Origin of the sequence: Pseudomonas baetica (assembly GCF_002813455.1) — a bacterium.
In the GTDB taxonomy this organism is placed as follows: Bacteria; Pseudomonadota; Gammaproteobacteria; order Pseudomonadales; family Pseudomonadaceae; genus Aquipseudomonas; species Aquipseudomonas baetica.
In genome coordinates, this window is sequence record NZ_PHHE01000001.1 from 3,044,170 (window position 1) to 3,068,786 (window position 24,617).

A 24,617-nucleotide genomic window follows, 5' to 3' on the forward strand; every position below is an offset into this window, starting at 1 on the left:
GGCGTGCCCAAGAGTGCCTTGGGTACGCCATGCTGTCCACTGGCCTGTACGGTTTAGCGCATCACGATGCCGCGTTTGGCCATATACGCTTTCGCTTCCTGCACCGTGTATTCGCCGAAGTGGAAAATACTCGCCGCCAGCACTGCGCTGGCGTGACCTTCGAGGATGCCGTCGGCCAGATGCTGCAGGTTGCCAACGCCGCCGGAAGCGATCACCGGAATACCCAGCGCATCGCTGATGGCGCGGGTAACACCAAGGTCGAAACCGTTTTTCATACCGTCCTGATCCATGCTGGTCAGCAGGATCTCGCCGGCACCGAGGCCTTCCATTTTCTTCGCCCACTCGACGGCGTCGAGGCCGGTCGGCTTGCGCCCGCCGTGGGTGAAGATTTCCCAGCGCGGGGTTTCGCCCGGCAGCGAGACCTTCTTGGCGTCGATCGCGACGACGATGCACTGCGAGCCGAAATGCTGCGCCGCTTCGCCGACAAATTCCGGGTTGAACACCGCAGCCGTGTTGATCGAGACCTTGTCCGCGCCGGCATTGAGCAGATTGCGGATGTCCTGCACGGTGCGTACGCCACCGCCGACGGTCAGCGGAATGAACACCTGGCTGGCCATGCGCTCGACGGTATGCAGCGTGGTGTCACGGCCATCGACGCTGGCGGTAATGTCGAGAAAGGTAATCTCGTCGGCACCCTGCTCGTCATAGCGACGGGCGATTTCCACCGGGTCGCCGGCATCGCGGATGTTCTCGAACTTCACACCTTTGACGACCCGACCGTTATCCACGTCCAGGCAAGGGATGATGCGTTTGGCCAGCGCCATGGTCAGTCCTCAGCCTTGGTACGAATCGCAGAAAGCTTGCGCTTCAGCGACGTCGAGGGTGCCTTCGTAGATCGCCCGGCCGGTGATTGCGCCGATGATGCCCGGCGCCTTGGCGTCGAGCAGCGACTTGATGTCACCCAGATTGTGGATGCCGCCGGAAGCGATCACCGGGATCTTGGTGGCAGCGGCCAGCGCGGCGGTGAACGGCACGTTGCAGCCCTGCATCATGCCGTCTTTGGCGATGTCGGTATAAACGATCGACGACACGCCGTCGGCTTCGAACTGCTTGGCCAGATCGATGACTTGCACGGTGCTGATTTCAGCCCAGCCGTCGGTAGCGACGAAACCGTCCTTGGCGTCGAGGCCAACGATGATTTTGCCCGGGAACGCGCGGCACGCTTCAGCGACGAACGCCGGATCTTTCACCGCTTTGGTGCCGATGATCACGTAGCTCACGCCCGCCTTGACGTAGTGCTCGATGGTTTCCAGCGAGCGAATGCCGCCGCCGATCTGGATCGGCAGGGTCGGGTAACGCTTGGCGATGGCGGTGACCACTTCGCCGTTGACCGGTTGGCCTTCGAATGCGCCGTTCAGATCGACCAGATGCAGACGACGGCAACCGCCCTCCACCCACTTGGCAGCCATGCTCACCGGGTCATCGGAGAACACTGTGGAATCTTCCATGCGGCCTTGGCGCAGACGTACGCAGGCACCGTCTTTAAGATCGATAGCGGGAATAATCAGCATCTGGCAAACCTTCAAATTCGAATGTTCAGCTTGGCTCGAAAATCAGTTTTTCTCGAGCGCCCACAGGTCGCTTTCGATGCTTTCAAACCGCTCTTTGAGGTGGGTCTGCACATCGAAAATCGCCCTGTTGTAATAGTGCGGAGCAATTTCGCGGGTAAACAACTCAAGAATCTCGGCCGCTTCGAATGACCCCAGGTCAAGTTCGAAGCGATCCTCCATGAAGCGTTTGATCTTGTGATTGGCCTCGCTCTCCTGTTCGGGAGTGAGGGTCAGGATCGGCGGCTTGGATTTCTTGGCGGCCATTTACCAGCGACCGTCCCACGCGGCGAAGTTCTGCAGCAATTGCAGGCCATGGGTATGACTCTTCTCCGGGTGAAACTGCACGGCGAAGCGCGAGCCATCGGCCAGTGCTGCAGCAAAATCGACACCGTAGTGACCGCCGCCCACCACCTGCCGCGCGTTGGCAGCGGCGATGTAGTAGCTGTGCACAAAGTAGAAACGCGCCATGTCCGGAATGTCGTGCCACAGCGGGTGGCTGACTTTCTGCTTCACTTCGTTCCAGCCCATGTGCGGCACTTTCAGGTGTTCGCCGTCTTCGTGCAGATCTTTGCCGAAGAACTTCACCGCGCCCGGGAACAGGCCGATGCAGTCGACGCCGTCGTTTTCTTCACTGGTATCGAGCAAGGCTTGCATGCCGACACAGATGCCGAGGAACGGACGGTCCTGGCTGACTTCACGCACCAGCGAGTCGAAACCGAGGCGACGGATCTCTGCCATGCAATCGCGAATCGCACCGACGCCGGGGAAGACCACGCGGTCAGCTTCGCGGATCACGTCCGCATCGCTGGTGATCAGCACTTTGCCGGCACCCACGTGCTCGAGGGCCTTGGCCACCGAGTGCAGGTTGCCCATGCCGTAATCGATAACTGCAACCGTCTGCATTACAGAACGCCTTTGGTCGATGGCATTTGCCCGGCCATGCGCTCGTCCAGCTCAACAGCCATGCGCAATGCGCGGCCGAAAGCCTTGAACACGGTTTCGATCTGGTGGTGAGTATTGGTGCCGCGCAGATTGTCGATGTGCAGGCTGACCAGCGCGTGGTTGACGAAGCCCTGGAAGAACTCCTGGAACAGATCAACGTCGAAGCCGCCAACGGTGGCGCGGGTGTACGGCACGTGCATCTGCAAGCCTGGACGGCCGGAGAAGTCGATCACCACACGCGACAGCGCTTCATCGAGCGGCACGTAGGCGTGACCGTAGCGACGGATGCCTTTTTTGTCGCCGATGGCTTTGGCAAACGCCTGGCCGAGGGTGATACCGACGTCTTCCACCGTATGGTGGTCGTCGATATGCAGATCGCCCTTGCATTCAATATCCAGGTCGATCAACCCGTGACGGGCGATCTGATCCAGCATGTGCTCAAGAAAAGGAACACCGATATCGAATCGGGCCTTTCCGGTGCCATCAAGGTTGATCGAGGCTTTGATCTGGGTTTCCAGAGTGTCGCGCTCGACAGACGCCTTACGTTCGGCCATCACCAGCTCCGCAAAATCATTGGGCGAAAAAGGCAGCCATTATAGGGGCGCGGGGCCGAAACAGAAACACGAGACGTGATATGGCAGACGGATAGAACCCCCGGCTGTCGCGGGTAGACATGTCCATACAACTCGTTTCGGACACCCTAAAAACAAATGTGGGAGCGAGCCTGCTCGCGAAAGCGGTATATCAGCCAACACTGATGTCGACTGACACTCCGTCTTCGCGAGCAGGCTCGCTCCCACAGGGGTACTGCGTTTACCGTTTACTTAGTGAAACAATACCGCCGTCTTCTGCAGGGTCACCCACACACCCCACGCCAACGGAATACCCACCGCCAGCCACGCAGCGATCGCCAATGGCTTGCTGCCCGGTGCAGCTTTCCACTCCAGAACGGTGTTCGCATCAGCACCTTTGTCGTGACCCAGCGCCTGTTCAGCGGCCAGTTCAGCATCGGTCATGAAGTACTTGTCGGCCACCGGACGCACCAGCAGGTTGCACAGGAAGCCCAACACCAGCAAACCGGCAAGGATGTACAGGGTGATGTCGTACGCGGCAGCGCGTTCAACACCGATGCTCAACTGATACTCACGCAGGTAGTTCACCAGCACCGGACCGAGCACGCCGGCCGCAGCCCAGGCAGTCAGCAGACGACCGTGGATCGCGCCAACCATCTGCGTGCCGAACAGGTCGGCCAGATACGCCGGAACGGTGGCAAAACCGCCGCCGTACATCGACAGAATGATGCAGAACGCCGCCACGAACAGCGCAACGTTACCCAAGTGCCCCATGTTCGGAATCAGCGCGTACAGGGCAAAACCCAGCGCAAAGAACACGAAGTAGGTGTTTTTACGCCCCAAGTAGTCAGAGAACGACGCCCAGAAGAACCGCCCGCCAATGTTGAACAGGCTCAGCAGACCGGTGAAACCGGCAGCAATCGCGGCAATCGAAGCCAGTTGCCCGGCATCCAGTTGACCGAACGGCACATCAACACCGAGCAATTTGCCGCCGAACACTTCCTGCAGCAGTGGCGAAGCCATGCCGAGGATGCCGATACCTGCCGATACGTTCAGGCACAGCACCAGCCACACCAGACGGAATTGCGGGGTTTTCCACGCCACATTCACGTGTACGTGACGGTGGGTGATCATCGAGTTCGAGGCTTTTTTCGCCGGCGCAGTCCAGCCTTCAGGCTTCCAGCCGGTTGGCGGCACGCGGTAGGCCAAGGCGCCACCGATCATGAACACAAAGTAAATCGCAGCCATGGCCACGAAGCTTTGCCACACACCAACACCTTCAGGCGAGGCGAAGTGGCTCATCAGCGCGGTCGCTAGAGGCGCACCGACCATCGCGCCGCCACCAAAGCCCATGATCGCCATGCCGGTGGCCATGCCGCGCTTGTCCGGGAACCACTTGATCAGCGTCGACACCGGCGAGATGTAACCCAGGCCCAGACCGATACCACCGATCACGCCGGAGCCGATCCACATCAGCCAGATCTGGTGGGTATAGATACCCAGCGCCGAGATCAGCAGACCGCCGCACCAGCACAATGCCGACACAACGCCAGCCTTGCGTGGCCCTGCGTGCTCAAGCCAGCCGCCCCAGATGGCCGCCGAGCAGCCAAGGAAGATGAAAAACAGGGTGTAGATCCAGCCGAGCATCGAGATCGGCCAGTCGCATTGCGAAGAGAAAACCTGTGCGATGAAGCTCATGTCCGGTGCGCAAGCCACCGGAGCGGTGACGCCCAACGCCTTGGACAGCGGCAACCAGAACACCGAGAAACCGTAGGCCATGCCAATGCACAAGTGGATGGCCAGAGCGGCCGGTGGCACCAGCCAGCGGTTGAAACCGGGCTTGGCGATGATGCGTTCCTTGGACAGGAACGCGGGCTGGTCGGCGCGAAGGCCGTCCGCCGTGATGCTCGTGCTCATTGTGTATCCCCCAATTATTAGTATGGTTCGCCAGCCACTGTTCACCCCCGGCCTTATGCACGCAGGCATGACCTTTTTTGGGGTGAAGCTCCTTGAAGGCGCGACGTTAAGTCGCAGAAGGACGGACGAACCGGCGAAGGTTACCATTTGCACGTGACAGAAAAACCAAACTGATATCACCTTTTTTGCATCATCTGATCTCCTCCCCTGTAGGAGCTGCGGAACGCTGCGATCTTTTGATCCTGATTTTGAAAAAGATCGCAGCCTTCGGCAGCTCCTACACAGGGCCTCGCACACGGGAAAATCCATGCCAGTTATCGTTCAGATGCTTGAAGACGCCAGCTATCAGGATCAGCAGGATCTGCAAAAGATCTACCTCGATGCGCCGCAATGGTTGTACGCGCCGTTTTCCGGAGGGGCCGACCTGATTGAAAGTGCCTTGGCCGATAGTGCATTGATCGCCGGACGCTTCAACGACCGCTTGCTCGGTGCCGGCCGTCTGCAAAGGCACGACGACGTTTGGTATTTGTCCCATTTATGCGTGCGAAAAGTTACCCGGCGCCGTGGGGTCGCGGAGCGATTGGTGAACCAAGCGCAGAAAATGGCGTCGCAAGCGGGGGCCAAACTGCGCCTGCCGGGCACCTTGCAGCCCGGGCAATCGCCGCGAAGTTGCACGTGCCGCTGGAGGCACTGGCAACATGACTTCACCCCGAACCGGGCCGTTGCAGCGCTATACTCCCCGGCTAAATTACGAATTCGACTAACTACAAGGACTCGCCCATGAAAGCGTTCGGCAAAATCCTGGGTCTGGTACTTCTCGGGCTGTTGCTGATCATTGTGGCGGCAGGCTTTGCCCTGACCCACCTCTTCGATCCCAACGATTACAAAGACGAGATCCGCCAGATAGCCCGCGACAAGGCCCACATCGAGCTGACGCTCAATGGCGACATCGGCTGGAGCCTGTTCCCCTGGCTCGGCCTGGAGTTGCACGAGGCCAGCGTCGCGACCCTGATCAAACCCGCCGAACCGTTCGCCGACTTGCAGATGCTCGGCCTTTCCGTGCGCGTACTGCCACTGCTGCGCCGCGAAGTACAGATGAGCGACGTGCGCGTCGAAGGCCTGAACCTGCGCCTGACCCGCGACAAGAACGGCCATGGCAACTGGGAAGACATCGGCAAATTGCCGACGCCTGCCACCCCTGCCGGCAGCCCGCCGCCTGCCAGCGAACCCGCTGCCGAGGCCACCGCCCAGGCGGAAAAACCGCCGCAGCCGATCCGCCTCGACATCGACAGCCTGACCGTCAACAACGCCCGCGTGCAGTACAACGACGAGCAGACCGGCAAGCAATTGAGCGCTGAAAGCATCCAGTTGAGCACCGGCGCGGTACACGATTCGACCAATATCCCGCTGAAAGCCACCGCATTTCTCAGCACCAATCAGCCTGTGCTGCGGGTACGCACCGAGCTCAATGGCGAGTTACGCATCGAACGCGCCCTGCAACGCTACAAGTTCGAAGACCTGAAGCTGTCCGGCGAATTGACCGGCGACCCGCTGCAAGGCAAGTCCATGACCTTCTCCGCCCAAGGGCAGATGCTACTGGATAAAGCGGCGAACGTCGCCGAATGGACCGGGATAAAGATTTCCGCCAACCAGTTGCGCGCCCTCGGCGAACTGAAAGCCAACGATCTGGATAAGACCCCGCAAATCAGCGGCGGCATCTCGATCGCCCAGTTCGATCTGGCGAAATTCATCGACAGCATCGGCCAAAAGTTACCGGCCATGGCCGAAGGCAGCCTGAGCAAAGTCGAGTTGGTCAGCCGCGTTGCCGCGACGCCGACCAGCGTCGCCTTCGACAACATCAACCTGAAACTCGACGACAGCAGCTTCAGCGGCCGCATCGCCGTCGAAGACTTCGCCAAACAATCGCTGCGGGCAATTCTCAAGGCCGATACGTTCAACGCTGACCGCTACCTGCCGCCGAAATCGGCACAAGCCAACAGCGCCACGCAAGTGCGTCAGGCCGAAGTCGCCAGCACCGAAGCCGATGCCATGGCCGGTGCCGGCTCCACGCCGCTGCCGGACAAACCGAGCAAAACCGCCTGGAGCACCGAGCGCCTGCTACCGGTTGAGCGTCTGGCCAAACTCGACGTCGACGCCGACCTGACTTTTGGCCAACTGACCATCGACAAGTTGCCGATCCAGAACGCCGCACTGAAAGCCACCGGCCAAAGCGGCTTGCTGACCCTGACCAACCTGAGCGGCGAGCTGTACAACGGCGGTTTCGCCGCCAATGGCACCCTAGATGTACGCCCGAGCGCGCCAGTGCTGAACCTGCAGACCAAGCTCAATCGCGTGCCTGTAGAAAAAATCATCGAAAGCCAAGGCAAGAACCCGCCCGTCAAAGGTCTGGTGACCCTCACCAGCAATATCACCGGCAGCGGCAACAGCCAGCAGGCGCTGATCGATACGCTTAACGGCAACGCCAGTTTCGTGATCAACAACGGCGTGCTGCTCAACGCCAACCTTGAACAGCAACTGTGCAAAGGCATCGCCACGCTCAACCGCAAAACCCTCAGCGGCGAGCCACGAGGCAAGGACACGCCATTCCAGGAACTCAAGGGCAACCTGACCTTGCGCAACGGCATCGCCAGCAACCCGGATCTGAAAGTGCGCATTCCGGGCATGACCGTCAACGGTGACGGCGATATCGATCTGCGCGTGCTGGGCATGGATTACCGCGTCGGCATCATCGTCGAAGGCGACACCAGCGCCATGCCGGATCCGGCCTGTCAGGTCGGCGACAAGTTCGTCGGCATTGAGTGGCCGCTGCGCTGCCGTGGGCCGCTGGAACTGGGCGCCAAGGCCTGCCGCGTGGACAACGACCGCCTCGGCCAGGTCGCGACCAAACTGGCGGGCGACAAGCTCAGCGAGAAGATCAACGAGAAACTCGGCGACAAGGTCAGCCCGGAATTGAAGAACGCATTGAAGGGGCTGTTCAAGCGATGAGAGCGGAGCAGTTTTCAGAGGCGGTGCTCGATTGGTTCGACCGCCACGGCCGCCACGATTTGCCATGGCAGCAAGGCATCAACCCGTATCGGGTTTGGGTGTCGGAGATCATGTTGCAGCAGACTCAGGTCAGCACCGTGCTCAATTACTTCGATCGGTTCATGGCTGCGCTGCCGACCGTCGAAGCACTGGCCGAAGCGCCGGAGGACGAAGTGCTGCACCTGTGGACGGGCCTGGGTTACTACACCCGCGCGCGCAATTTGCAGAAGACCGCGAAAATCGTCGTCAGCCAGTACGGCGGCGAGTTTCCGCGCGACGTCGAAAAGCTCACGGACCTGCCGGGCATCGGCCTGTCCACCGCTGGCGCCATCGCCAGTATCAGCATGGGCCTGCGCGCGCCGATCCTCGACGGCAACGTCAAACGCGTGCTGGCGCGCTTTACCGCGCAAGAGGGCTACCCAGGCGAACCAAAGGTCGCCAAACAGCTCTGGGCCAACGCTGAGCGCTTTACGCCGCACGATCGGGTCAACGCCTACACCCAGGCGATGATGGATCTCGGCGCGACGCTGTGCACGCGCAGCAAGCCGAGTTGCCTGCTGTGTCCGCTGGAACGTGGCTGCGAGGCGCACATGCTTGGCCTGGAAACGCGCTACCCGATCCCCAAGCCACGCAAAGCCATTCCGCAGAAGCGCACGCTGATGCCGATGCTCGCCAATGGCGACGGCGCGATTCTGCTTTATCGCCGCCCGTCCAGCGGCCTGTGGGGCGGCTTGTGGAGCTTGCCGGAACTCGACGACCTCGATGACCTGCAACATCTCGCCGCACAGCACTCGCTGGAACTGGGCGAGCAACAGGCACTACCGAGCCTCGTGCACACGTTCAGCCATTTCCAGCTGTCCATCGAACCCTGGCTGGTTCAGGTACAGGAGGCCAGCCATCACGTGGCCGAGGCCGACTGGCTCTGGTATAACCTCGCCACCCCGCCGCGCCTGGGCCTCGCCGCCCCGGTCAAAACCTTGCTCGAACGCGCGGCCGCCGTCTTGAATGCAGGAGAGTCGACATGACCCGCACCGTAATGTGCCGCAAGTACCACGAAGAACTGCCCGCCCTTGAGCGCGCTCCTTTCCCGGGCGCAAAGGGTCAGGATATTTTTGACCACGTCTCGGCCAAGGCCTGGGCCGACTGGCAAAAACACCAGACCTTGCTGATCAACGAAAAACGCCTGAACATGATGAACGCCGAAGATCGCAAATTTCTGCAGGGCGAAATGGACAAGTACTTCTCGGGCGAGGAATACGCTCAGGCCGAAGGCTACGTTCCGCCTGCGGAGTAACCCGTAAAATCGGGGGTCGGATCGTAAGCGACGGAATTAATTTAAGAAATTTTAAAAAAGTCGTTGACGAGAATCCGAAAAACCCTTTTAATGCGCCCCGTTGCCCAGATAGCTCAGTCGGTAGAGCAGGGGATTGAAAATCCCCGTGTCGGCGGTTCGATTCCGTCTCTGGGCACCAAATACCGAAAACCCTGAATCGCAAGATTCAGGGTTTTTTTATGCCTGCGATTTGATCCCCTCCTCCTCGCCCTGCTTCTCTCGGTATTCATCCCTCCCCCCGGGTGTATTGGAAAAAACCCGAAATCTGTATCTCTCCCCGCACAGAAAAACTCGCCAGTATTTCTCCAAGCCTTGGCGATCCCGTGCCTGGCCATACCTCGCGCCCCGCAAACACTCTGGACCGTTCAAGTCGTCAGAGCGCATTACCTGTTTTCTGGAAACCTGTGCATGAGCGCTCTCTTGTTGCAAATGTCCCCCATCGTTCTGGTCATCGCATTAATTCTGGTCGCCCGCCGCCCACCGGTACAAGCCGCGCTGGCGGGCGTGGCACTGGTGCTCGTACTGTGGCTGTCAGGCGCTGCAGGGGCCGTATCCGTCGCGATCACTTCTGCAATCTTTCAGGACACCACGATTCTGTTCCTCAGCACCGCTTGCGTGATCGTACCGGGGCTGGCCTTTGTCATTCTGGTCGAGCGCGGTGGTGCGCCTCAGGCTATCGGCGCCTGGGTCAAAGAGCTCGGCTGGACACCGCCGGCGCAGATCATCTTCATCGTACTGGGGCTGGCGCCGTTGCTTGAAGCGATGACGGGTTTCGGCGTCTCGCTGATCGCCACGGTGCCGCTGTTGATGGGCCTGTTCACGCGACAGTCGGGGATGAAAATCGCGCTCGCCGGGATGGTCATCATGCCGTGGGGCACGCTGGGGCTGGCGACGGTGATCGGCGCGCTGCTAGCGCACTTGCCGGCGGCAACCCTCGGCAGTCATTCGGCGCTGATCAGTGCGCCGGTGTTCCTCTGCCTGGCCGCGATTGCCATGTGGCAGGGCGGCATCCGCAGCGTATCGCCGTGGCTGGGGCTGATCGGGGTGACGACGCTGTTTGTCGCGGTGCTGTTTTCGATCAATCTGTGGATCGGGCCGGAAGTCTCCGGTGTGCTGGCCGGTCTGGCCGTGGCCTGCGTTGGCTTGGGCATCTCGTTCGCGCAACGCAGAAAACGGGTGCACTGGCCGAACGCGGCGTGGCCCTATCTGGCCTTGCTGGGGGTGATCGTTGCGTCGCGAGGATTGTTTGTTCTATCGGGTTGGGATGCGCTGTGGATCGTCAAAGGCGAACACGTTTCATGGAAGCCATTGGCGTCCCCTGGGCTGGCATTGATGATCGTCGCCTTGTGGATGGCGATTCGGCAAAGCGCTGCGGCGGGCTTCCCGTGGCGCGCGCTGTTCAACCGGGCGAAATTTCCGGTCTCGACGATTTTCCTGTTTTTGTTGCTCTCACAGGTGATGGTCAATGCCGGCTTCCTGGTCGAGGCGCAACGCACGCTGCAATCGTTGTCAGGGATTTCCCTGGCGCCGACCATCGCGTTGCTGGCAGGGATTGCCGGTTATGTCACTGGCTCCAACGTCGGCGGCAACACCCTCGTCATGCCGTCCATCGCCGCTCTGACCAGTGAGCACGGCGCGTGGCTGGCCGCGATGGTCAACAGTGCCGCCGGGCATGGCGCGCTGGGGTCGCTGTCAATTCTGTCGCTGATCACCGGGCTGGCCGGCGCCAACCGGCATGAAGAGCACAATCTGATCCGATTCGCCTTCGGCCTGGTTGCGCTCAACATCGTCATAGTTGCTGCAACGGGGGGCGTTTTACTCTACTTTCTCTGAATTGTTTCGAGACACAACAGAGAACTTATGGACAGGTTTGATTTGCCGGACAAGCGCTGGCAGATAGTCAAGGACTGGATTATTCGTCAGATCGACAGCGGTGAGTGGGCAGCCGAAGCAAAGCTGCCCTCGATCCGCACCCTGGCGCGAATGTTTGAAACCAGCATCACCACCGTTCAGCGCGCGTTGGCTGATCTGGAAGCCGATGCCTATATTTCGACCAAACCGCGCGTCGGCTACTTCGTTTCAGCCTCAGGGCAGGCAAAACCTGCCAGTGGGTTTGATTTCTCCAGTGTCACGGTCAACGTCAATCATGCAGTGGTCGCGATGCTCTCCCAAGCCGCCTCGCGCACGACTGCTTCGTTGAATTCAGCGGTGCTGCACAGCGACCTCACACCCGATGTGCTCCTCAACAAGTGCCTTTCGGCGCCGGCCGGCAAAGCTGACAACTCGCTGACCGGACTGGTCGCGCCACCCGGTCTGCCAGCGCTGCGACGACGCATCGCCGGGCTGATGCTGACCCGCGGTGTGGTCTGCGGGCCGGACGATATTCTGGTGACGTCGGGCGACACCAGTGCCCTGGAACTGGCCCTCGAAGCCGTCGCCTCGAAAGGCGCTACGGTCGCCATCGAAACCCCGACCTATTACGGCATTCTGCAGACCATCGAACGCCTGGGCATGCGCGCCTTGCCCATCCGCACGCACGGCAAACTCGGCCTTGACGTCGATCATCTCGAAGAAGCGTTGAAGCTGAAAAAGGTCTCGGTGATCTTTCTCAATCCAACCCTGCAGAATCCTCGTGGTTTCATCATGCCCGATGAAACCCGCGCACGACTTTCGCAGATCGCCCGCGAAGCAGACGTGCCGATCATCGAGGACGACATCTTCTTCGACCTGGTACCGGAAGGCGAACGCCCGCGCGCGATCAAGAGCTACGACAGCAGCGGGCAGACGATTTACTGCTCGTCATTCTCCAAGACCATCGCGCCCGGCTATCGCGTTGGCTGGTGTCTGGCTGGCAAGTACCGCAATGCCATTCTGGCGCAGATATTTTCGCGCAACCTGGCGGTGTCCAGCCTTGCACAAAATGTTCTCAACGAATTTATCGGGCGCGGATACATGGAAGAGCACTGCGCCAGGCTCAGGTCGCAACTGTCTTCGCATGCGAGCTTTGTCGAAGCGCTGGTACGCACGAATTTCCCTGCGGGGACCGTGTATGTGCCACCTCGCGGGGGGTTCATTCACTGGATCGAGTTGCCAGCACACACGGACATGTTGGCGCTGGATCGGTTGGCCAGCGAGCGCGGTTGTTACGTGGCCGGGAGCGGGATTTTTTTTGCCGACGGGCATGCAACCACGGGCGTGCGCATCTGTCTTGGCACAGCGCTGACATCGGATGTGATCGCAATTCTGAAGGTGATTGCCGAGTGCGCGCACCTCGCCGGGCGATCATCAGACGCGTGGCAGATGCTGACTGAACAACATCAAGAAACAGCGGTTTCCTGACCGCGAAGAGGACTTTCGCAGAGCCATCTGATGAACCAGAAAAGAACCCGCATCCCCCTGCCCCATCCGCCGCCGTATCGCCAAAGCCGGGCGACCTTCTGGCTGACCGTACTCGTTGGCGTTCTGATTACCTTCGCTATCGGCGCATCCATCTGGATGCTGTTCGACAGCTGGACCAGCGGTTCCATCACCACAACCAATCGCGGCCCGAAAGACACCTATACCCTGGCCCTGCAACCCCGGCGGTTCTGGATCGAGTTCGTGTCGCAAAGCTTAGGCACCGCGCTCCTGCTGTTTATCGGGGTGTTCGGATTGTGGATTTATCGCAAAGTGCAGGAGCCTGTGAAGAAGCCGAAAGGCAAGCGCACTCGGCGATAAGCGAGGATCGCCCTCAGAGGGTGTTGACGTAGTCGACTGGCAGCAAGACCGTGTCCAGCGCAGCATCTACCGGAAGGGACACAACAGTGATCAACGGACACACGATCATGATGTAACAGATCACAGCCTCTGCCATACCGTCTCCTCCTCTCACGCCGAGCAAGTGCAGGTTGCCATCGACGCCTTTGTAGTAAGGCTCTTCAGAGGCGCCGTTCAAGCGACCAATCATGGTCCCACAACCGGCCATCATCAAAAACAGGCATATTACCGAGCCGAAACGCAAAATCCCTTTCAAAGCCGTACTTCCTTTGCCATCCCAATATGAGGCGCGCGATTGTACTCGCGTCGATCCTTCGCCACTAATCGCTATGGTCGCGAAGTGGGTTGCGCCTTAACGAGGCGATCGATTCGTGACGCACCGCGTCACAGATTCCCGAGATGCAATTAATCTAAACCTGGACCGCAGTGCGCCCCATTCATTGCACTATCACCACGTTGAAGTTCATTCTCGGTTGGATTCCGCCAAGGCCCGGTTCTCATGAGCTCATGCAGCACAGCGTGTTCGCGCGATACAGCAACGGTCAGTCAATCCTTCAAGGAAACAGCCGCCGACGGTTTTGTACTCGGAGGTTTCACCTGGCGTCAGGCCCTGCCCGACAACCAGCGCCCGGTGGTGATCATCAATGCCGCCACTTCGGTGCGCTGCCGTCACTACTCGCGTTTCGCAGCCTATCTGTTCGCCAATGGCTTCGACGTCATCACCTACGATTACCGTGGCATCAGTGAGTCGCGCCCCGGCTCAATCAAAGGCCTCAACGCCTCATGGACCGATTGGGGCGCGCTGGACTTCGAGGCGATGCTCCGGCGCGCGCAGCGGGAATTTCCCGGACAGCCCATCGATGTGGTCGGGCATAGTTTTGGTGGCTGCGCGGCAGGCCTCGGTGAATCCGGACAGATCATCCGACGGCTGGTCACCGTCGGCGCGCAGTTCGCCTACTGGCGCGATTACGCCCCTGAACAGCGCTGGCGCATGTTCGGCAAATGGCATGTACTGATGCCGTTGCTGACGCGGGTCTTCGGCTACTTCCCCGGTAAACGCCTCGGCTGGCTGGAAGACACGCCGGCGGGTGTCGTGCGCGACTGGAGCACGCCTGCCCCGCGCTATGAACGACGTCCAAGCGGCCGGGCGATGCTGGCGAAAACGGGCCGCCTGCCCTTCGCCAACGTCCGCGCAAAAACCCTGGCCATCAGCATCAGCGACGACCCTTACGGCACCATCCCGGCCATCGAACGCCTGCTCGGTTACTTCGAAAACGCTGCAAAAACTCACCTGCGCATCGAGCCGCAGGACATCGGCGAACAACAAGTCGGACATTTCGCCTTTTTTCGCAGCGCATACCAAGCCACACTATGGCCTATCGCTCTGACCTGGCTGCAAACCGGCGCACTGGCCCCCGATACACCCGGGTGGCCAGTGCCACGCAGCTGAACCCTTTCAACGCACGACGGAACACACCATGGCCTCCGCCAACAAGCAGCAAAAACGCGCCGCCCGGGCTAAAACCAAGGCCAAGCAGAACCGCAGCAAACGCGCCGAGGCGCCGGTCGAGCTGGACCCGAACGACGACCGTATCGACTTCGAGTCGGTGGACCTGACTGAACTGTTCAAGAAAATGATCGACGCCGAGAAGGTCAGCCAGCAAGCGATGTGCACCGCATTCCTCGAAGACCCGCTGCTGGAACTGGTCTACGAGCAGGAAGGCGAAGAAGGCGCAATGGATTTCATCCTCGCTGCGCTGATCGAGTATCGCCAGTGGTCGCAGGAAACCGACGAGGCCGGCGCGCTGGCGTGGATCGAATCCCCGGCCTTCCAGGCTGACTATGTGGCAGCGTCCGACGCGATCGCTGCACAAACCCAACAGAAGAACTGAGTTCCCATGGCATCCCTGAACAAACAACAGAAACGCGCCAAACGCGCCAAGGCCAAAGCCAAGCAAATCCGTATGGTCGGCCGTAAGCCGCTGGACCAGGACGAAGACCTCGGCCACCTCGCCGAGCCGATCCCGGAATACACCTTGGCGATGTTCAGCAAAATGCGCGACGCCGAAGCTGTCAGCCGCAACGAGATGCTGCTGACCCTGCTGCGTGAACTGGCGTTCATCATCGTTGACCATCCTGAGTTGCTGGACATGGAAAACGCCGAAAACGAAGGCATGGCCGCCACCCACCTGGCCGCCGACATGCTGATCGACTACCGCATGTGGGCCGACGGCATGGACATCGAAACCGCCCAGGCCTGGCTGAGCGAACCGCAGTTCATCACCGATTTCGGGATTGCGCTGGATACTTACGGCAAGTCGCAGGAAGAGAAGAGCGAGTAACCATCGCTCTCAAACAAAAACGGCCGCTCGTCATCACTGACAGCGGCCGTTTTGTATGGAGATTGGATAACCCTTCGTCTGAGGGTTAGGTATATCCCATTGACATATCCCAGTCTCAACCTATCCTTTGGTCCAGCACAGGCGTAGCCCCTGGAGGACGCATATGGAACAAACCACAATTTTCATGAGCAATAGAAGCCAGGCTGTTCGACTTCCCAAGGCAGTCGCGATGCCCGGCGATGTCAAACGCGTAGAAGTAATCGCCATTGGTAGAACTCGCGTCATCACGCCCGCGGGCGAAAGCTGGGACAGCTGGTTCGATGGCGACAACGTTACATCTGATTTCATGGCTGACCGTGGTCAACCCGCTGATCAGGAGCGCGAGTCGTTCTGATGATCAAATACATGCTGGATACCAACATCTGCATCTTCACCATTAAAAACAAACCACAAATTGTCCGGGAAGCTTTCAATCGACATTCCGGGCAATTGTGCATCAGCGCTATCACGCTCATGGAGCTTATTTACGGTGCTGAAAAGTCCGCGGCCCCAGAAAAGAATCTAGCGGTTGTCGAAGGATTCGTTGCGCGATTGGAAATCTTGCCTTTCGATAATGACGCAGCAGCACAGACCGGGATGATTCGATCTGAACTTGCGAAAGCGGGAACACCCATTGGGCCGTACGACCAAATGATCGCAGGCCACGCGCGGTCACTTGGACTTATCGTGGTCACGAACAATGTGCGGGAATTTGAACGTGTTTCCGGATTACGCATTGAGGACTGGGTTCATCCCGACTGAACAAAGCTCTCAAACAAAAACGGCCGCTCGTCATCACTGACAGCGGCCGTTTTGCGTTACGCGTTACGCGTTACGGATCAGTTCAACACCACCGCGCCGCGTTTTTCCAGCTTGCGACGGCGTGCCACCAGCAGGCCGGCAGCGACTACCAGCAGGCTCAACAGGCCGGTCGCGAGGATTTCCACGCGGTGCGCTTCCTGGAACAGCATGATGGTCAGGGCCGCGACGATGAAGATGATCACCGCGTAGGTCAGGCCCGGAAACAGCCACATGCTGAAGGCGATTTTCTCGCCGCGCGCCATGCGCTGTTTGCGCATACGCAGTTGCGAGAACGCGATCACCAGGTACACCAGCAGCGCGATGGCGCCGGAGCTGGCCAGCAGGAATTCGAACACTGCAGCCGGAGCCACGTAGTTGGCGAATGTGCAGAGGAAAGCGGCGCCGGTGGACAGCATCACCGCCCAGTAAGGCGTACCGCTTTTGTTGACCCGAGTCGACATGGCCGGTGCATCACCGCGTTTGCCCAAGGAGAACAGCATGCGCGAGGAAGTGTAGAGAGCCGAGTTCAGGCAACTGGTTACCGCAACCAGCACCACGATGTCGACGATCATCTTGGCGTTCGGGATGCCCATGCGCTCAAGCACGGTCTGGTAGGAACCGAGGTTGGCCAGGGTCGGATCGTTCCATGGCACCAAGGCCACAACGATGAAGATCGATACGAGGTAAAACAGGCCGATCCGCCAGATCACCGAGTTGGTGGCCTTGGAAATCTGTTTGCCCGGGTCCTTCGATTCCGCGGCCGCAATGGTCACGATTTCAGTACCCATGAACGAGAACATGGTGGTCAGGATCGCACCCAACACCGCACCCATGCCGTTAGGCAGGAAGCCACCGCTGTCGAACAGGTGCGAAACGCCGCTGACCTGGCTGTTTGGCAGGTAGCCGAAGATGGCCGCCAGACCGAGGATGATGAAGCCGATGATCGCCAGCACTTTGATCAGCGCGAACCAGAATTCGAACTCGCCGTAATTCTTCACGCTGAACAGGTTGGTCACGGTCAGCAGCAGGGTGATGACCAGTGCAAACGCCCAGATGCCTACGTCGGGGAACCAGGCGTGCAGAATGGTTGCGGCGGCGTTGGCTTCCAGCGGAATCACCAATACCCAGAACCACCAGTACAACCAGCCGATGGTGAAACCGGCCCAGTGCCCGATGGCACGGTCGGCGTAAGTCGAGAACGAGCCGGTGTCGGGCGAAGCAACCGCCATTTCGCCGAGCATCCGCATCACCAGCACCACCAGGGTACCGGCGGCGGCGTAGGCCAACAGCACGGCGGGGCCTGCGGCAGCGATGGCGTGACCGGAGCCAACGAACAGACCGGCGCCGATAACACCGGCGATCGACAACATGGTCACATGACGCGGTTTGAGCCCCTGTTCGAGGCCATTGGAGCTTGGGGTACTGCTCATCGGAACTACCTTTGCAAGGAAAGCGATTGCGTCCGGCCCGTCTGGTTTTCCCTTCTCGTAAAAAGAATCCAACGGGGCGTTCCTTATTCTGCACGCAAGTTTTGCGCCAAAATGTTTCAAAGTCTTCTGTGCCGCGGCTTTGCGCGGGACCCGACAGTCATCGCAAGTCATTGGATTTAATGGCAATCCGCCAGAGCGTTACCCTGCGACTCACTTTTCAAACGAATCAGCGCACCAGAAACACACTGAAAAAGTGTGGGATGCACAATAAAAGGGCGAATCGGGAACGTTCGGCCGGATAGCGCTTCCAACACCCCGCCAAAGCTGGCAACATCGCGCCTTTTTTTACGCGACACCCTCGGGTTTGCACGATCAAACACCCGTTCGGTTGTTGATGGGGCGACAGTCTGCTGCGCCGATGCGACAACCTGTCACATGCCATCCGTTTACCGCTCCCGGCGCTGTTGGCTGCCATTGAAACGCTATGCTAGCTTGGCCGCCTCACCAGGAAGGCCAACCAACAGCAGGAGTGCAACATATATGAGGAACGCACATGGCTGAGGCCACGCCCGCGCTTGAAATCCGCAACTTGCACAAACGCTACGGACAGCTTGAGGTACTCAAAGGCATCTCGCTGACCGCCCGCGACGGCGATGTGATCTCGATCCTCGGTTCCTCCGGTTCCGGCAAGTCCACGTTCCTGCGCTGCATCAACCTGTTGGAAAACCCGCACCAGGGCCAGATCCTGGTGGCCGGTGAAGAACTCAAGCTCAAGGCCGCCAAAAATGGCGAACTGGTTGCCGCCGATGGCAAGCAGATCAATCGCCTGCGCTCCGAGATTGGTTTTGTATTTCAAAACTTTAATCTGTGGCCGCACATGAGCATCCTCGACAACATCATTGAGGCACCGCGTCGCGTGCTCGGCCAAAGCAAGGCCGAGGCCATCGAAGTCGCCGAAGCGCTGCTGGCCAAGGTCGGCATCGCCGACAAGCGCCATGCTTACCCGGCGCAACTGTCCGGCGGTCAGCAACAGCGTGCGGCGATTGCCCGCACGCTGGCGATGCAGCCGAAGGTGATCCTGTTCGACGAGCCCACCTCGGCACTTGACCCGGAAATGGTTCAGGAAGTACTTAGTGTCATCCGCGCATTGGCCGAAGAAGGCCGCACCATGCTGCTCGTGACCCACGAAATGGGCTTCGCCCGTCAGGTCTCCAGCGAAGTGGTGTTCCTTCATCAAGGCCTTATAGAAGAGCAAGGATCGCCACAGCAGGTGTTCGAAAACCCGCTTTCGGCGCGCTGCAAACAATTCATGTCCAGCAACCGCTAACGGAGCAACATGCATGCAGAATTTTAAAAAGGTCTTCCTGGCCGCCGCCGTCACCCTGGCGTTCAGCGCCGGTGCCATGGCCGAAACCCTGAAGATGGGCATCGAAGCGGCTTACCCGCCGTTCAACAATAAAGACGCCAGTGGCAACGTAGTCGGCTTCGACAAAGACATCGGCGACGCCCTGTGCGCGAAGATGAAAGTCGAATGCACCGTGGTCACGTCCGACTGGGACGGCATCATCCCGGCCCTGAACGCGAAGAAGTTCGACTTCCTGATCTCCTCGCTGTCGATCACCGACGAGCGCAAAGGCGCGGTCGACTTCACCGACCCGTACTACTCGAACAAGCTGCAGTTCATCGCCCCGAAAAACGTCGACTTCAAAACCGACAAGGACTCGCTGAAAGGCAAGACCATCGGTACTCAGCGTGCAACCCTGGCCGGTACCTGGCTGGAAGACACCTACGCCGATGACATCAAAGTCAGCCTCTACGACACCCAGGAAAACGCCTACCTCGACCTGACTTCCGGTCGTGTCGACGCAATTCTCGCCGACAAGTACGCCAACTATGACTGGCTGAAAAGCGACGCTGGCAAGAACTACGAGTTCAAGGGCGACCCGGTTGTAGAAAGCGACAAGATCGGCATCGCTGTGCGCAAGGGTGACCCACTGCGCGAGAAGCTGAACGCCGCGCTGAAGGAAATCGTCGCCGACGGCACTTACAAGAAGATCAACGACAAGTACTTCCCGTTCAGCATCTATTGATCCTGACCTGTGGGACTGGCGCCGTGATTCGACGGCGCCAGCTCCCGACTTTGCCTGCCGCAATTTGAACAGAAACCCATGATTATCGACCTCTACGGATTCGGCCCGGCCCTCGCTGCCGGCGCGCTGATGACCGTCCAACTGGCTCTCACCGCCCTGTGCCTGGGACTGGTGCTCGGCCTGCTCGGCGCCTTGGCCAAGACTTCCCCGTACAAGCCGCTGCAATGGCTTGGCGGCACCTATTCGACCCTGGTGCGCGGCGTCCCGGAATTGCTCTGGGTGCTGTTGATCTACTTCGGTACGGTCAACCTGATGCGCGCCCTCGGTGAGTTCTTCGGCAACCCCGACCTGCAACTCAACGCCTTCGCCGCCGGCGTGATCGCCCTCGGCCTGTGCTTCGGCGCCTACGCCACGGAAGTGTTCCGCGGCGCGATTCTTGCCATTCCCAAAGGCCACCGTGAGGCCGGCCAGGCCCTGGGCCTGTCGAAATGGCGGATCTTCACCCGGTTGATCATGCCGCAGATGTGGCGCATCGCCCTGCCCGGTCTGGGCAATCTGTTCATGATCCTGATGAAAGACACCGCGCTGGTCTCGGTGATCGGTCTGGAAGAAATCATGCGTCACGCGCAAATCGGCGTAACCGTGTCGAAACAACCGTTCACCTTCTATATGGTCGCCGCGATCATGTACCTGGGCCTGACCGTGCTGGCCATGACCGGCATGCACTTCCTGGAAAAACGCGCCGCTCGCGGCTTTGCGAGGAGCGCTTAATGAATTGGGAAGTGATCATCAAGTGGCTGCCGAAACTGGCGCAGGGCGCGACCCTGACCCTGGAACTGGTGGCCATCGCCGTGATTGCCGGTCTGCTGCTGGCAATTCCGCTGGGCATCGCCCGCTCTTCGAAGCTGTGGTACGTGCGCTCGCTGCCTTACGCCTACATCTTCTTTTTCCGTGGCACGCCGTTGCTGGTTCAACTGTTCCTGGTTTATTACGGACTGGCGCAGTTCGACGCGGTGCGTGAAAGCGCGTTGTGGCCGTACCTGCGCGATCCGTTCTGGTGTGCCACGGTGACCATGACACTGCACACGGCGGCGTACATCGCCGAGATCCTGCGCGGGGCGATTCAGGCAATTCCGCCGGGCGAAATCGAAGCGGCGCGGGCCTTGGGCATGTCCAAGCCGAAAGCGATGTTCTACATCATCCTCCCGCGTGCCGCGCGCATCGGCCTGCCGGCCTACAGCAACGAAGTGATCCTGATGCTCAAGGCCAGTGCGCTGGCCAGCACCGTGACTCTGCTGGAACTGACCGGCATGGCACGCACGATCATCGCTCGCACCTATCTGCCGGTGGAGATCTTCTTCGCGGCGGGCGTGTTCTATCTGCTGATGGCTTACGTGCTGGTCCGCGGCTTCAAGCTGCTGGAGCGCTGGCTGCGCGTCGATGCCTGCCAAGGGCGCTGATACTTCCCACGTGCTGGCGGGCGAGGACTTACTCGCCCGTTTCACGGCGCTGGATGCTTTTTTGATTGAGCATCAGGCGCTGTGGAAACCTCGACCGTTCACTCACCTTTCGCTTGCTTGGGAAGCGTCCCACCCGGAACTGGCCTTGTGGCTGCGCGGACGGTCGCTGGAAGACGCGGAAAACGCTCACAACCAACCTGCCGAACTTGTCGATGCGCCGGAGCCATTCGCTTCATTGGCGGCGTTGTCGGCTGAGTTGAGTGCGATTGGCGAGTTGCCGGGACATGCGCTGGGAGCTGCGGGGCATCGGTTGAATGTCGATGTGCCGGGGCGCAAGTGGCAGCAGATCGAAGCGTTTGCCAGTTGTTTGGCTTTTGCCTCGCAGCCGACGCATTGGCTGGATTGGTGTTCGGGCAAGGGGCATTTGGGGCGGCGCTTGCTGGGCTCTGGGCAACAACTGACTTGCGTTGAATACGACCCTCTGTTGGTCGCCAGCGGTCAGGCATTGAGTCAGCGTCATCACTTGCACGCTTTGCATGTGGAACAGGATGTCCTGGCGGCGAATTCCTCTGCCGTGCTGAGCGCGACTCACACACCCGTCGCCCTCCACGCGTGTGGCGATCTACATGTTCGGCTGATGCAACTGGCCAGTGCTGCCGGCTGCCAGCAAATGGCGATCGCGCCCTGCTGCTACAACCGCATCAGTCGTAGCGAATATCATGCATTGTCTTCGGCCGGTTCGAGATCGCTCCTACAGCTCTCGCTGGAAGATCTGGCACTGCCGATGAGCGAAACCGTCACCGCCGGTGCACGCGTCCGACGTCAGCGTGACACCTCGATGGCCCGTCGTCTGGCCTTTGACCTGCTGCAACGGCAAGTGCGCGGCGTCGACGAGTACCTGCCGACGCCCTCGCTGCCCAGCGCCTGGCTGGAAAAACCGTTCGCTGATTACTGTCGAGATCTGGCTGCGCTCAAAGAGTTATCCACAATCGGTGCGCCAGATTGGCCCGCACTCGAAGCAGCTGGTTGGCAGCGGTTGACCGAAGTTCGCAACCTCGAATTGCTTCGCGGATTGTTCCGACGGCCGCTGGAGCTTTGGCTGAATCTGGATCGGGCGCTTTTCCTTGAAGAACAGGGCTACACCGTCCGCCTCGGCACCTTCTGCGACACCCCGCCGACTCCGCGTAATTTGCTGCTACTGGCCGAACGCGTTTAAAACATCACAGCCTGTGGATAACTCTGTTGATGGTTTTCCCATGGATCCAATATCTGCGCCTGTTTCGCTGCGTTAACAGCACTGGTCATTTTTTGTTCACATGAATAAAAAACCTGTAAACCAGGGATTTGCGAACAAAATGAGAATGGCTTCACAAAACCTTATCCAAGCTCACTTTCGCGCCTCTCAGTTGTGCATAAGCTGCCAATCAAAACGACATAACCGCCGAATAATGGGCTCGCCGAGCGAATAATTTTGCCCTCGCGAAAGCCGAAACTCCACTGCCTGTCGTGCAAAACAGCCCTATCGTGCGTAAGGCACGAATGCTGCGCTACGCATTGCGCAGTGCTTAATTTGCCGCGATGCAAAAATAGTCTGAATTCAGGGGTTTACAGGATCTTCCCAATCGCTATAATCGTCGCCCACAACGCCGGTATAGCTCAGTTGGTAGAGCAACTGACTTGTAATCAGTAGGTCCCGGGTTCGACTCCTGGTGCCGGCACCATACAAAACGAAGCCCCTGCAGAAATGCAGGGGCTTTGTTGTTTCTGGGATGTTTATATTCCTGGCAGTTTTACCCTCGGTGAAAATAGCTTCTCCCCTCGCACTTCGCGCGATTAGCCACACTTCCTCTTACACACTTCGAAAGCGCGGACTTTGAACCAACGGTTCACATTTCCATCTTTATGCTAAATTATGAAATAGCAATAATTATGGTGTACACATAAAAAGGTGTAATCGTATGAGCAGCATTTTTCAGCGCCCAGAACTGGCCGAGTCAATGGCTAACCAGCTTCTCAATCCAGGTGTGCTCGACGAAGGTCTGCGCTCAGGTTTATTTCTATCTGGCCTGCGCCGCACAGGCAAAACGACGTTTCTGAGGAACGACCTTATCCCGGCCTTGGAAGAAGCAGGTGCTTTGGTCATCTACGTCGACTTATGGAGCGACACTCTGGCCAACCCGGCAACGCTTGTGCACAACGCCATCCGGGAAACCCTGAAAGATCTGCAAACGCCGGGCTCCTCTGCCTTGGAAACATTCAAGCGAGTCAGCAATGTTGAAATCGGCGCCGCTGGATTCAAGTTCGGCTTCAAACTCGACAGCATTGGCAACGTCGACGGCCCAACACTGGCGCAAGCACTCACCGAAGTCGTAGATCAAGCCAAGACTGATCTGGTGTTGATCATTGACGAGGTGCAGCACGCCATTTCCTCAGACGACGGCAATCAGCTGCTCCTGGCACTCAAAGCCGCTCGCGATGCAATCAACCCTCGTCCGAAAACGCCGGGATACTTTCTATTTATCGGAACAGGTTCGCACAGAGCACAAGTCAGCGAACTGACCGCCAAACGCAACCACGCTTTTTCCGGCGCTACGTCAGCAGCCTATCCATTGCTGAAAGCCGATTACGTTGAATTCCTGCTCAACCGACTCGCAATGACAGTGAAGAAGGACAAGTTGCCGTCCCTCGAAGCCGCTGTCGAAGCGTTCAACACTTTGGGAAATCGCCCTGAAGAAATGCTGAAGGCCCTACGCCAACTCTTACAGCAAGAGGGCGAGCCAGACGTGTTCCTACCGGTAATCGCCAGCACATTGCGCTCGGCAGCGGCGAGCATCGAGCTGGAAAAAGTCGAGCAACTGGGTAGCCTGGCTCAAGCCGTTTTCAACAAGATCGCCTCTACAGAAGGCGATGCTCGCGGAATTTTCTCCACTGACGCAGCGGCTGAGTATTCAAAGTCAGTCGGGCGAGAGGTGCGGGTCGAAGAGATTCAACCGGTGGTGATTGCGCTGGTTGCCGAGAACATCATCATGCGACGCGGGCACGGGATTTACGCGATTACGGATCAGTTTGTTCAAGAGATCTGGCTGGAAGAGCGGGCTTTGATTGAGGGGAGTTAGGCTGCGGGCTGATTTTTATTCAGTGACGGCATTTCTGCCGTGCAGTTAACGCAATCATGTAAGTGAGCCAGTTCGGGGCGAACGTCACTCCTCCATCAAGATGACGAACTATCCACAGACGCAGAAAAGATCGGGCAAAGCGCTGTCGCCGACAGCAACCCAGG

General features: G+C 59.1%; 25 protein-coding genes, 2 tRNA genes and 1 pseudogene. 20 read left to right on the forward strand and 8 right to left on the reverse strand.

Features of this window, described 5'->3' with window-relative positions; translation table 11 throughout:
* Positions 1-53 precede the first annotated feature (53 nt).
* The 6 genes from hisF to ATI02_RS13795 form a co-directional block, all read right to left on the reverse strand.
* On the reverse strand, positions 54-824 hold the full coding sequence (gene hisF, locus ATI02_RS13770; RefSeq protein WP_095190079.1) for an imidazole glycerol phosphate synthase subunit HisF: 771 nt from the start codon (positions 822-824) through the stop codon (positions 54-56).
* Between the two features lie 9 nt (positions 825-833).
* Positions 834-1,571, reverse strand: coding sequence for a 1-(5-phosphoribosyl)-5-[(5-phosphoribosylamino)methylideneamino]imidazole-4-carboxamide isomerase (gene hisA, locus ATI02_RS13775; protein ID WP_003220753.1), 738 nt, complete (start codon positions 1,569-1,571; stop codon positions 834-836).
* 42 nt (positions 1,572-1,613) lie between these two features.
* Positions 1,614-1,874: a DUF2164 domain-containing protein gene (locus ATI02_RS13780; protein ID WP_095190078.1), complete on the reverse strand. Its 261-nt coding sequence runs from the start codon at positions 1,872-1,874 to the stop codon at positions 1,614-1,616.
* The gene (gene hisH / locus ATI02_RS13785; RefSeq protein ID WP_025110934.1) at positions 1,875-2,513 is read right to left on the reverse strand and encodes an imidazole glycerol phosphate synthase subunit HisH; all 639 of its coding nucleotides are present in this window, start codon (positions 2,511-2,513) and stop codon (positions 1,875-1,877) included.
* A complete protein-coding gene (hisB, locus tag ATI02_RS13790; RefSeq protein WP_007909204.1) occupies positions 2,513-3,106 on the reverse strand; it encodes an imidazoleglycerol-phosphate dehydratase HisB in 594 nt (197 codons plus the stop codon). Before hisB ends, hisH begins: the two co-directional genes overlap by 1 nt.
* Positions 3,107-3,376: 270 nt before the next feature.
* Positions 3,377-5,041: an OFA family MFS transporter gene (locus ATI02_RS13795; RefSeq protein WP_100846551.1), complete on the reverse strand. Its 1,665-nt coding sequence runs from the start codon at positions 5,039-5,041 to the stop codon at positions 3,377-3,379.
* A gap of 307 nt (positions 5,042-5,348) precedes the next feature.
* On the opposite strand from ATI02_RS13795, the pseudogene ATI02_RS13800 reads away from it, so the two are divergent.
* The 8 genes and pseudogenes from ATI02_RS13800 (at position 5,349) to ATI02_RS13840 (ending at position 13,136) form a co-directional block, all read left to right on the forward strand.
* Positions 5,349-5,743, forward strand: a pseudogene (locus tag ATI02_RS13800) (acetyl-CoA sensor PanZ family protein).
* A 78-nt stretch (positions 5,744-5,821) separates the two neighbouring features.
* Positions 5,822-8,047 carry an AsmA family protein gene (locus ATI02_RS13805; protein ID WP_100846552.1) on the forward strand — a complete coding sequence of 742 codons (2,226 nt, stop codon included), beginning with the start codon at positions 5,822-5,824 and terminating at the stop codon, positions 8,045-8,047.
* Positions 8,044-9,111 (forward strand): A/G-specific adenine glycosylase, encoded by a 1,068-nt coding sequence (gene mutY / locus ATI02_RS13810; RefSeq protein WP_100846553.1) that lies wholly within the window; start codon positions 8,044-8,046, stop codon positions 9,109-9,111. Before ATI02_RS13805 ends, mutY begins: the two co-directional genes overlap by 4 nt.
* Positions 9,108-9,380, forward strand: coding sequence for an oxidative damage protection protein (locus tag ATI02_RS13815; RefSeq protein WP_100846554.1), 273 nt, complete (start codon positions 9,108-9,110; stop codon positions 9,378-9,380). The genes mutY and ATI02_RS13815 overlap by 4 nt, the downstream gene beginning before the upstream one ends.
* Positions 9,381-9,482: 102 nt before the next feature.
* Positions 9,483-9,558, forward strand: a tRNA-Phe gene (locus tag ATI02_RS13820).
* A 269-nt stretch (positions 9,559-9,827) separates the two neighbouring features.
* Complete coding sequence (locus ATI02_RS13830; RefSeq protein WP_100846556.1) at positions 9,828-11,252, forward strand: L-lactate permease; 1,425 nt, start codon at positions 9,828-9,830, stop codon at positions 11,250-11,252.
* Between the two features lie 27 nt (positions 11,253-11,279).
* On the forward strand, positions 11,280-12,758 hold the full coding sequence (locus tag ATI02_RS13835; protein ID WP_100846557.1) for an aminotransferase-like domain-containing protein: 1,479 nt from the start codon (positions 11,280-11,282) through the stop codon (positions 12,756-12,758).
* Positions 12,759-12,788: 30 nt separating this feature from the next.
* A complete protein-coding gene (locus ATI02_RS13840; protein ID WP_095190068.1) occupies positions 12,789-13,136 on the forward strand; it encodes a hypothetical protein in 348 nt (115 codons plus the stop codon).
* Between the two features lie 13 nt (positions 13,137-13,149).
* On the opposite strand, the gene ATI02_RS13845 is transcribed toward ATI02_RS13840, so the two are convergent.
* Positions 13,150-13,365, reverse strand: coding sequence for a YceK/YidQ family lipoprotein (locus ATI02_RS13845; RefSeq protein ID WP_238156160.1), 216 nt, complete (start codon positions 13,363-13,365; stop codon positions 13,150-13,152).
* Between the two features lie 309 nt (positions 13,366-13,674).
* Between ATI02_RS13845 and ATI02_RS13850 the strand changes: the two genes are divergently transcribed.
* The 5 genes from ATI02_RS13850 (at position 13,675) to vapC (ending at position 16,318) form a co-directional block, all read left to right on the forward strand.
* Positions 13,675-14,625, forward strand: coding sequence for an alpha/beta hydrolase family protein (locus tag ATI02_RS13850; RefSeq protein WP_100846559.1), 951 nt, complete (start codon positions 13,675-13,677; stop codon positions 14,623-14,625).
* Positions 14,626-14,653: 28 nt separating this feature from the next.
* On the forward strand, positions 14,654-15,067 hold the full coding sequence (locus ATI02_RS13855) for a hypothetical protein (RefSeq protein ID WP_100846560.1): 414 nt from the start codon (positions 14,654-14,656) through the stop codon (positions 15,065-15,067).
* A 6-nt stretch (positions 15,068-15,073) separates the two neighbouring features.
* Positions 15,074-15,517, forward strand: coding sequence for a hypothetical protein (locus tag ATI02_RS13860; protein ID WP_095190064.1), 444 nt, complete (start codon positions 15,074-15,076; stop codon positions 15,515-15,517).
* A 163-nt stretch (positions 15,518-15,680) separates the two neighbouring features.
* Entirely contained in the window at positions 15,681-15,911 is a 231-nt protein-coding gene (gene vapB / locus ATI02_RS13865; RefSeq protein WP_095190063.1) for a type II toxin-antitoxin system VapB family antitoxin, read from the forward strand.
* Positions 15,911-16,318 carry a type II toxin-antitoxin system tRNA(fMet)-specific endonuclease VapC gene (gene vapC, locus ATI02_RS13870; RefSeq protein WP_095190062.1) on the forward strand — a complete coding sequence of 136 codons (408 nt, stop codon included), beginning with the start codon at positions 15,911-15,913 and terminating at the stop codon, positions 16,316-16,318. The genes vapB and vapC overlap by 1 nt, the downstream gene beginning before the upstream one ends.
* 77 nt (positions 16,319-16,395) lie before the next feature.
* Here the strand turns inward: vapC and gabP are convergent, their stop codons facing one another.
* Complete coding sequence (gabP, locus tag ATI02_RS13875; RefSeq protein ID WP_095190061.1) at positions 16,396-17,787, reverse strand: GABA permease; 1,392 nt, start codon at positions 17,785-17,787, stop codon at positions 16,396-16,398.
* Between the two features lie 553 nt (positions 17,788-18,340).
* Here gabP and ATI02_RS13880 point away from each other — a divergent pair.
* The 7 genes from ATI02_RS13880 to ATI02_RS13910 all read left to right on the forward strand — a co-directional run bounded on the left by ATI02_RS13880 (position 18,341) and on the right by ATI02_RS13910 (position 24,453).
* Positions 18,341-19,114: an ABC transporter ATP-binding protein gene (locus ATI02_RS13880; RefSeq protein ID WP_007909167.1), complete on the forward strand. Its 774-nt coding sequence runs from the start codon at positions 18,341-18,343 to the stop codon at positions 19,112-19,114.
* Positions 19,115-19,127: 13 nt separating this feature from the next.
* Positions 19,128-19,877 (forward strand): ABC transporter substrate-binding protein, encoded by a 750-nt coding sequence (locus ATI02_RS13885; protein WP_008080539.1) that lies wholly within the window; start codon positions 19,128-19,130, stop codon positions 19,875-19,877.
* Between the two features lie 78 nt (positions 19,878-19,955).
* Positions 19,956-20,648: an ABC transporter permease gene (locus ATI02_RS13890; RefSeq protein ID WP_007909165.1), complete on the forward strand. Its 693-nt coding sequence runs from the start codon at positions 19,956-19,958 to the stop codon at positions 20,646-20,648.
* On the forward strand, positions 20,648-21,337 hold the full coding sequence (locus ATI02_RS13895; RefSeq protein ID WP_007909164.1) for an ABC transporter permease: 690 nt from the start codon (positions 20,648-20,650) through the stop codon (positions 21,335-21,337). Before ATI02_RS13890 ends, ATI02_RS13895 begins: the two co-directional genes overlap by 1 nt.
* Positions 21,318-22,553 (forward strand): methyltransferase, encoded by a 1,236-nt coding sequence (locus tag ATI02_RS13900; protein WP_100846561.1) that lies wholly within the window; start codon positions 21,318-21,320, stop codon positions 22,551-22,553. Before ATI02_RS13895 ends, ATI02_RS13900 begins: the two co-directional genes overlap by 20 nt.
* A gap of 429 nt (positions 22,554-22,982) precedes the next feature.
* A tRNA-Thr gene (locus ATI02_RS13905) sits at positions 22,983-23,058 on the forward strand.
* Between the two features lie 237 nt (positions 23,059-23,295).
* Positions 23,296-24,453: an AAA family ATPase gene (locus ATI02_RS13910; protein WP_100846562.1), complete on the forward strand. Its 1,158-nt coding sequence runs from the start codon at positions 23,296-23,298 to the stop codon at positions 24,451-24,453.
* Positions 24,454-24,617 lie beyond the last annotated feature (164 nt).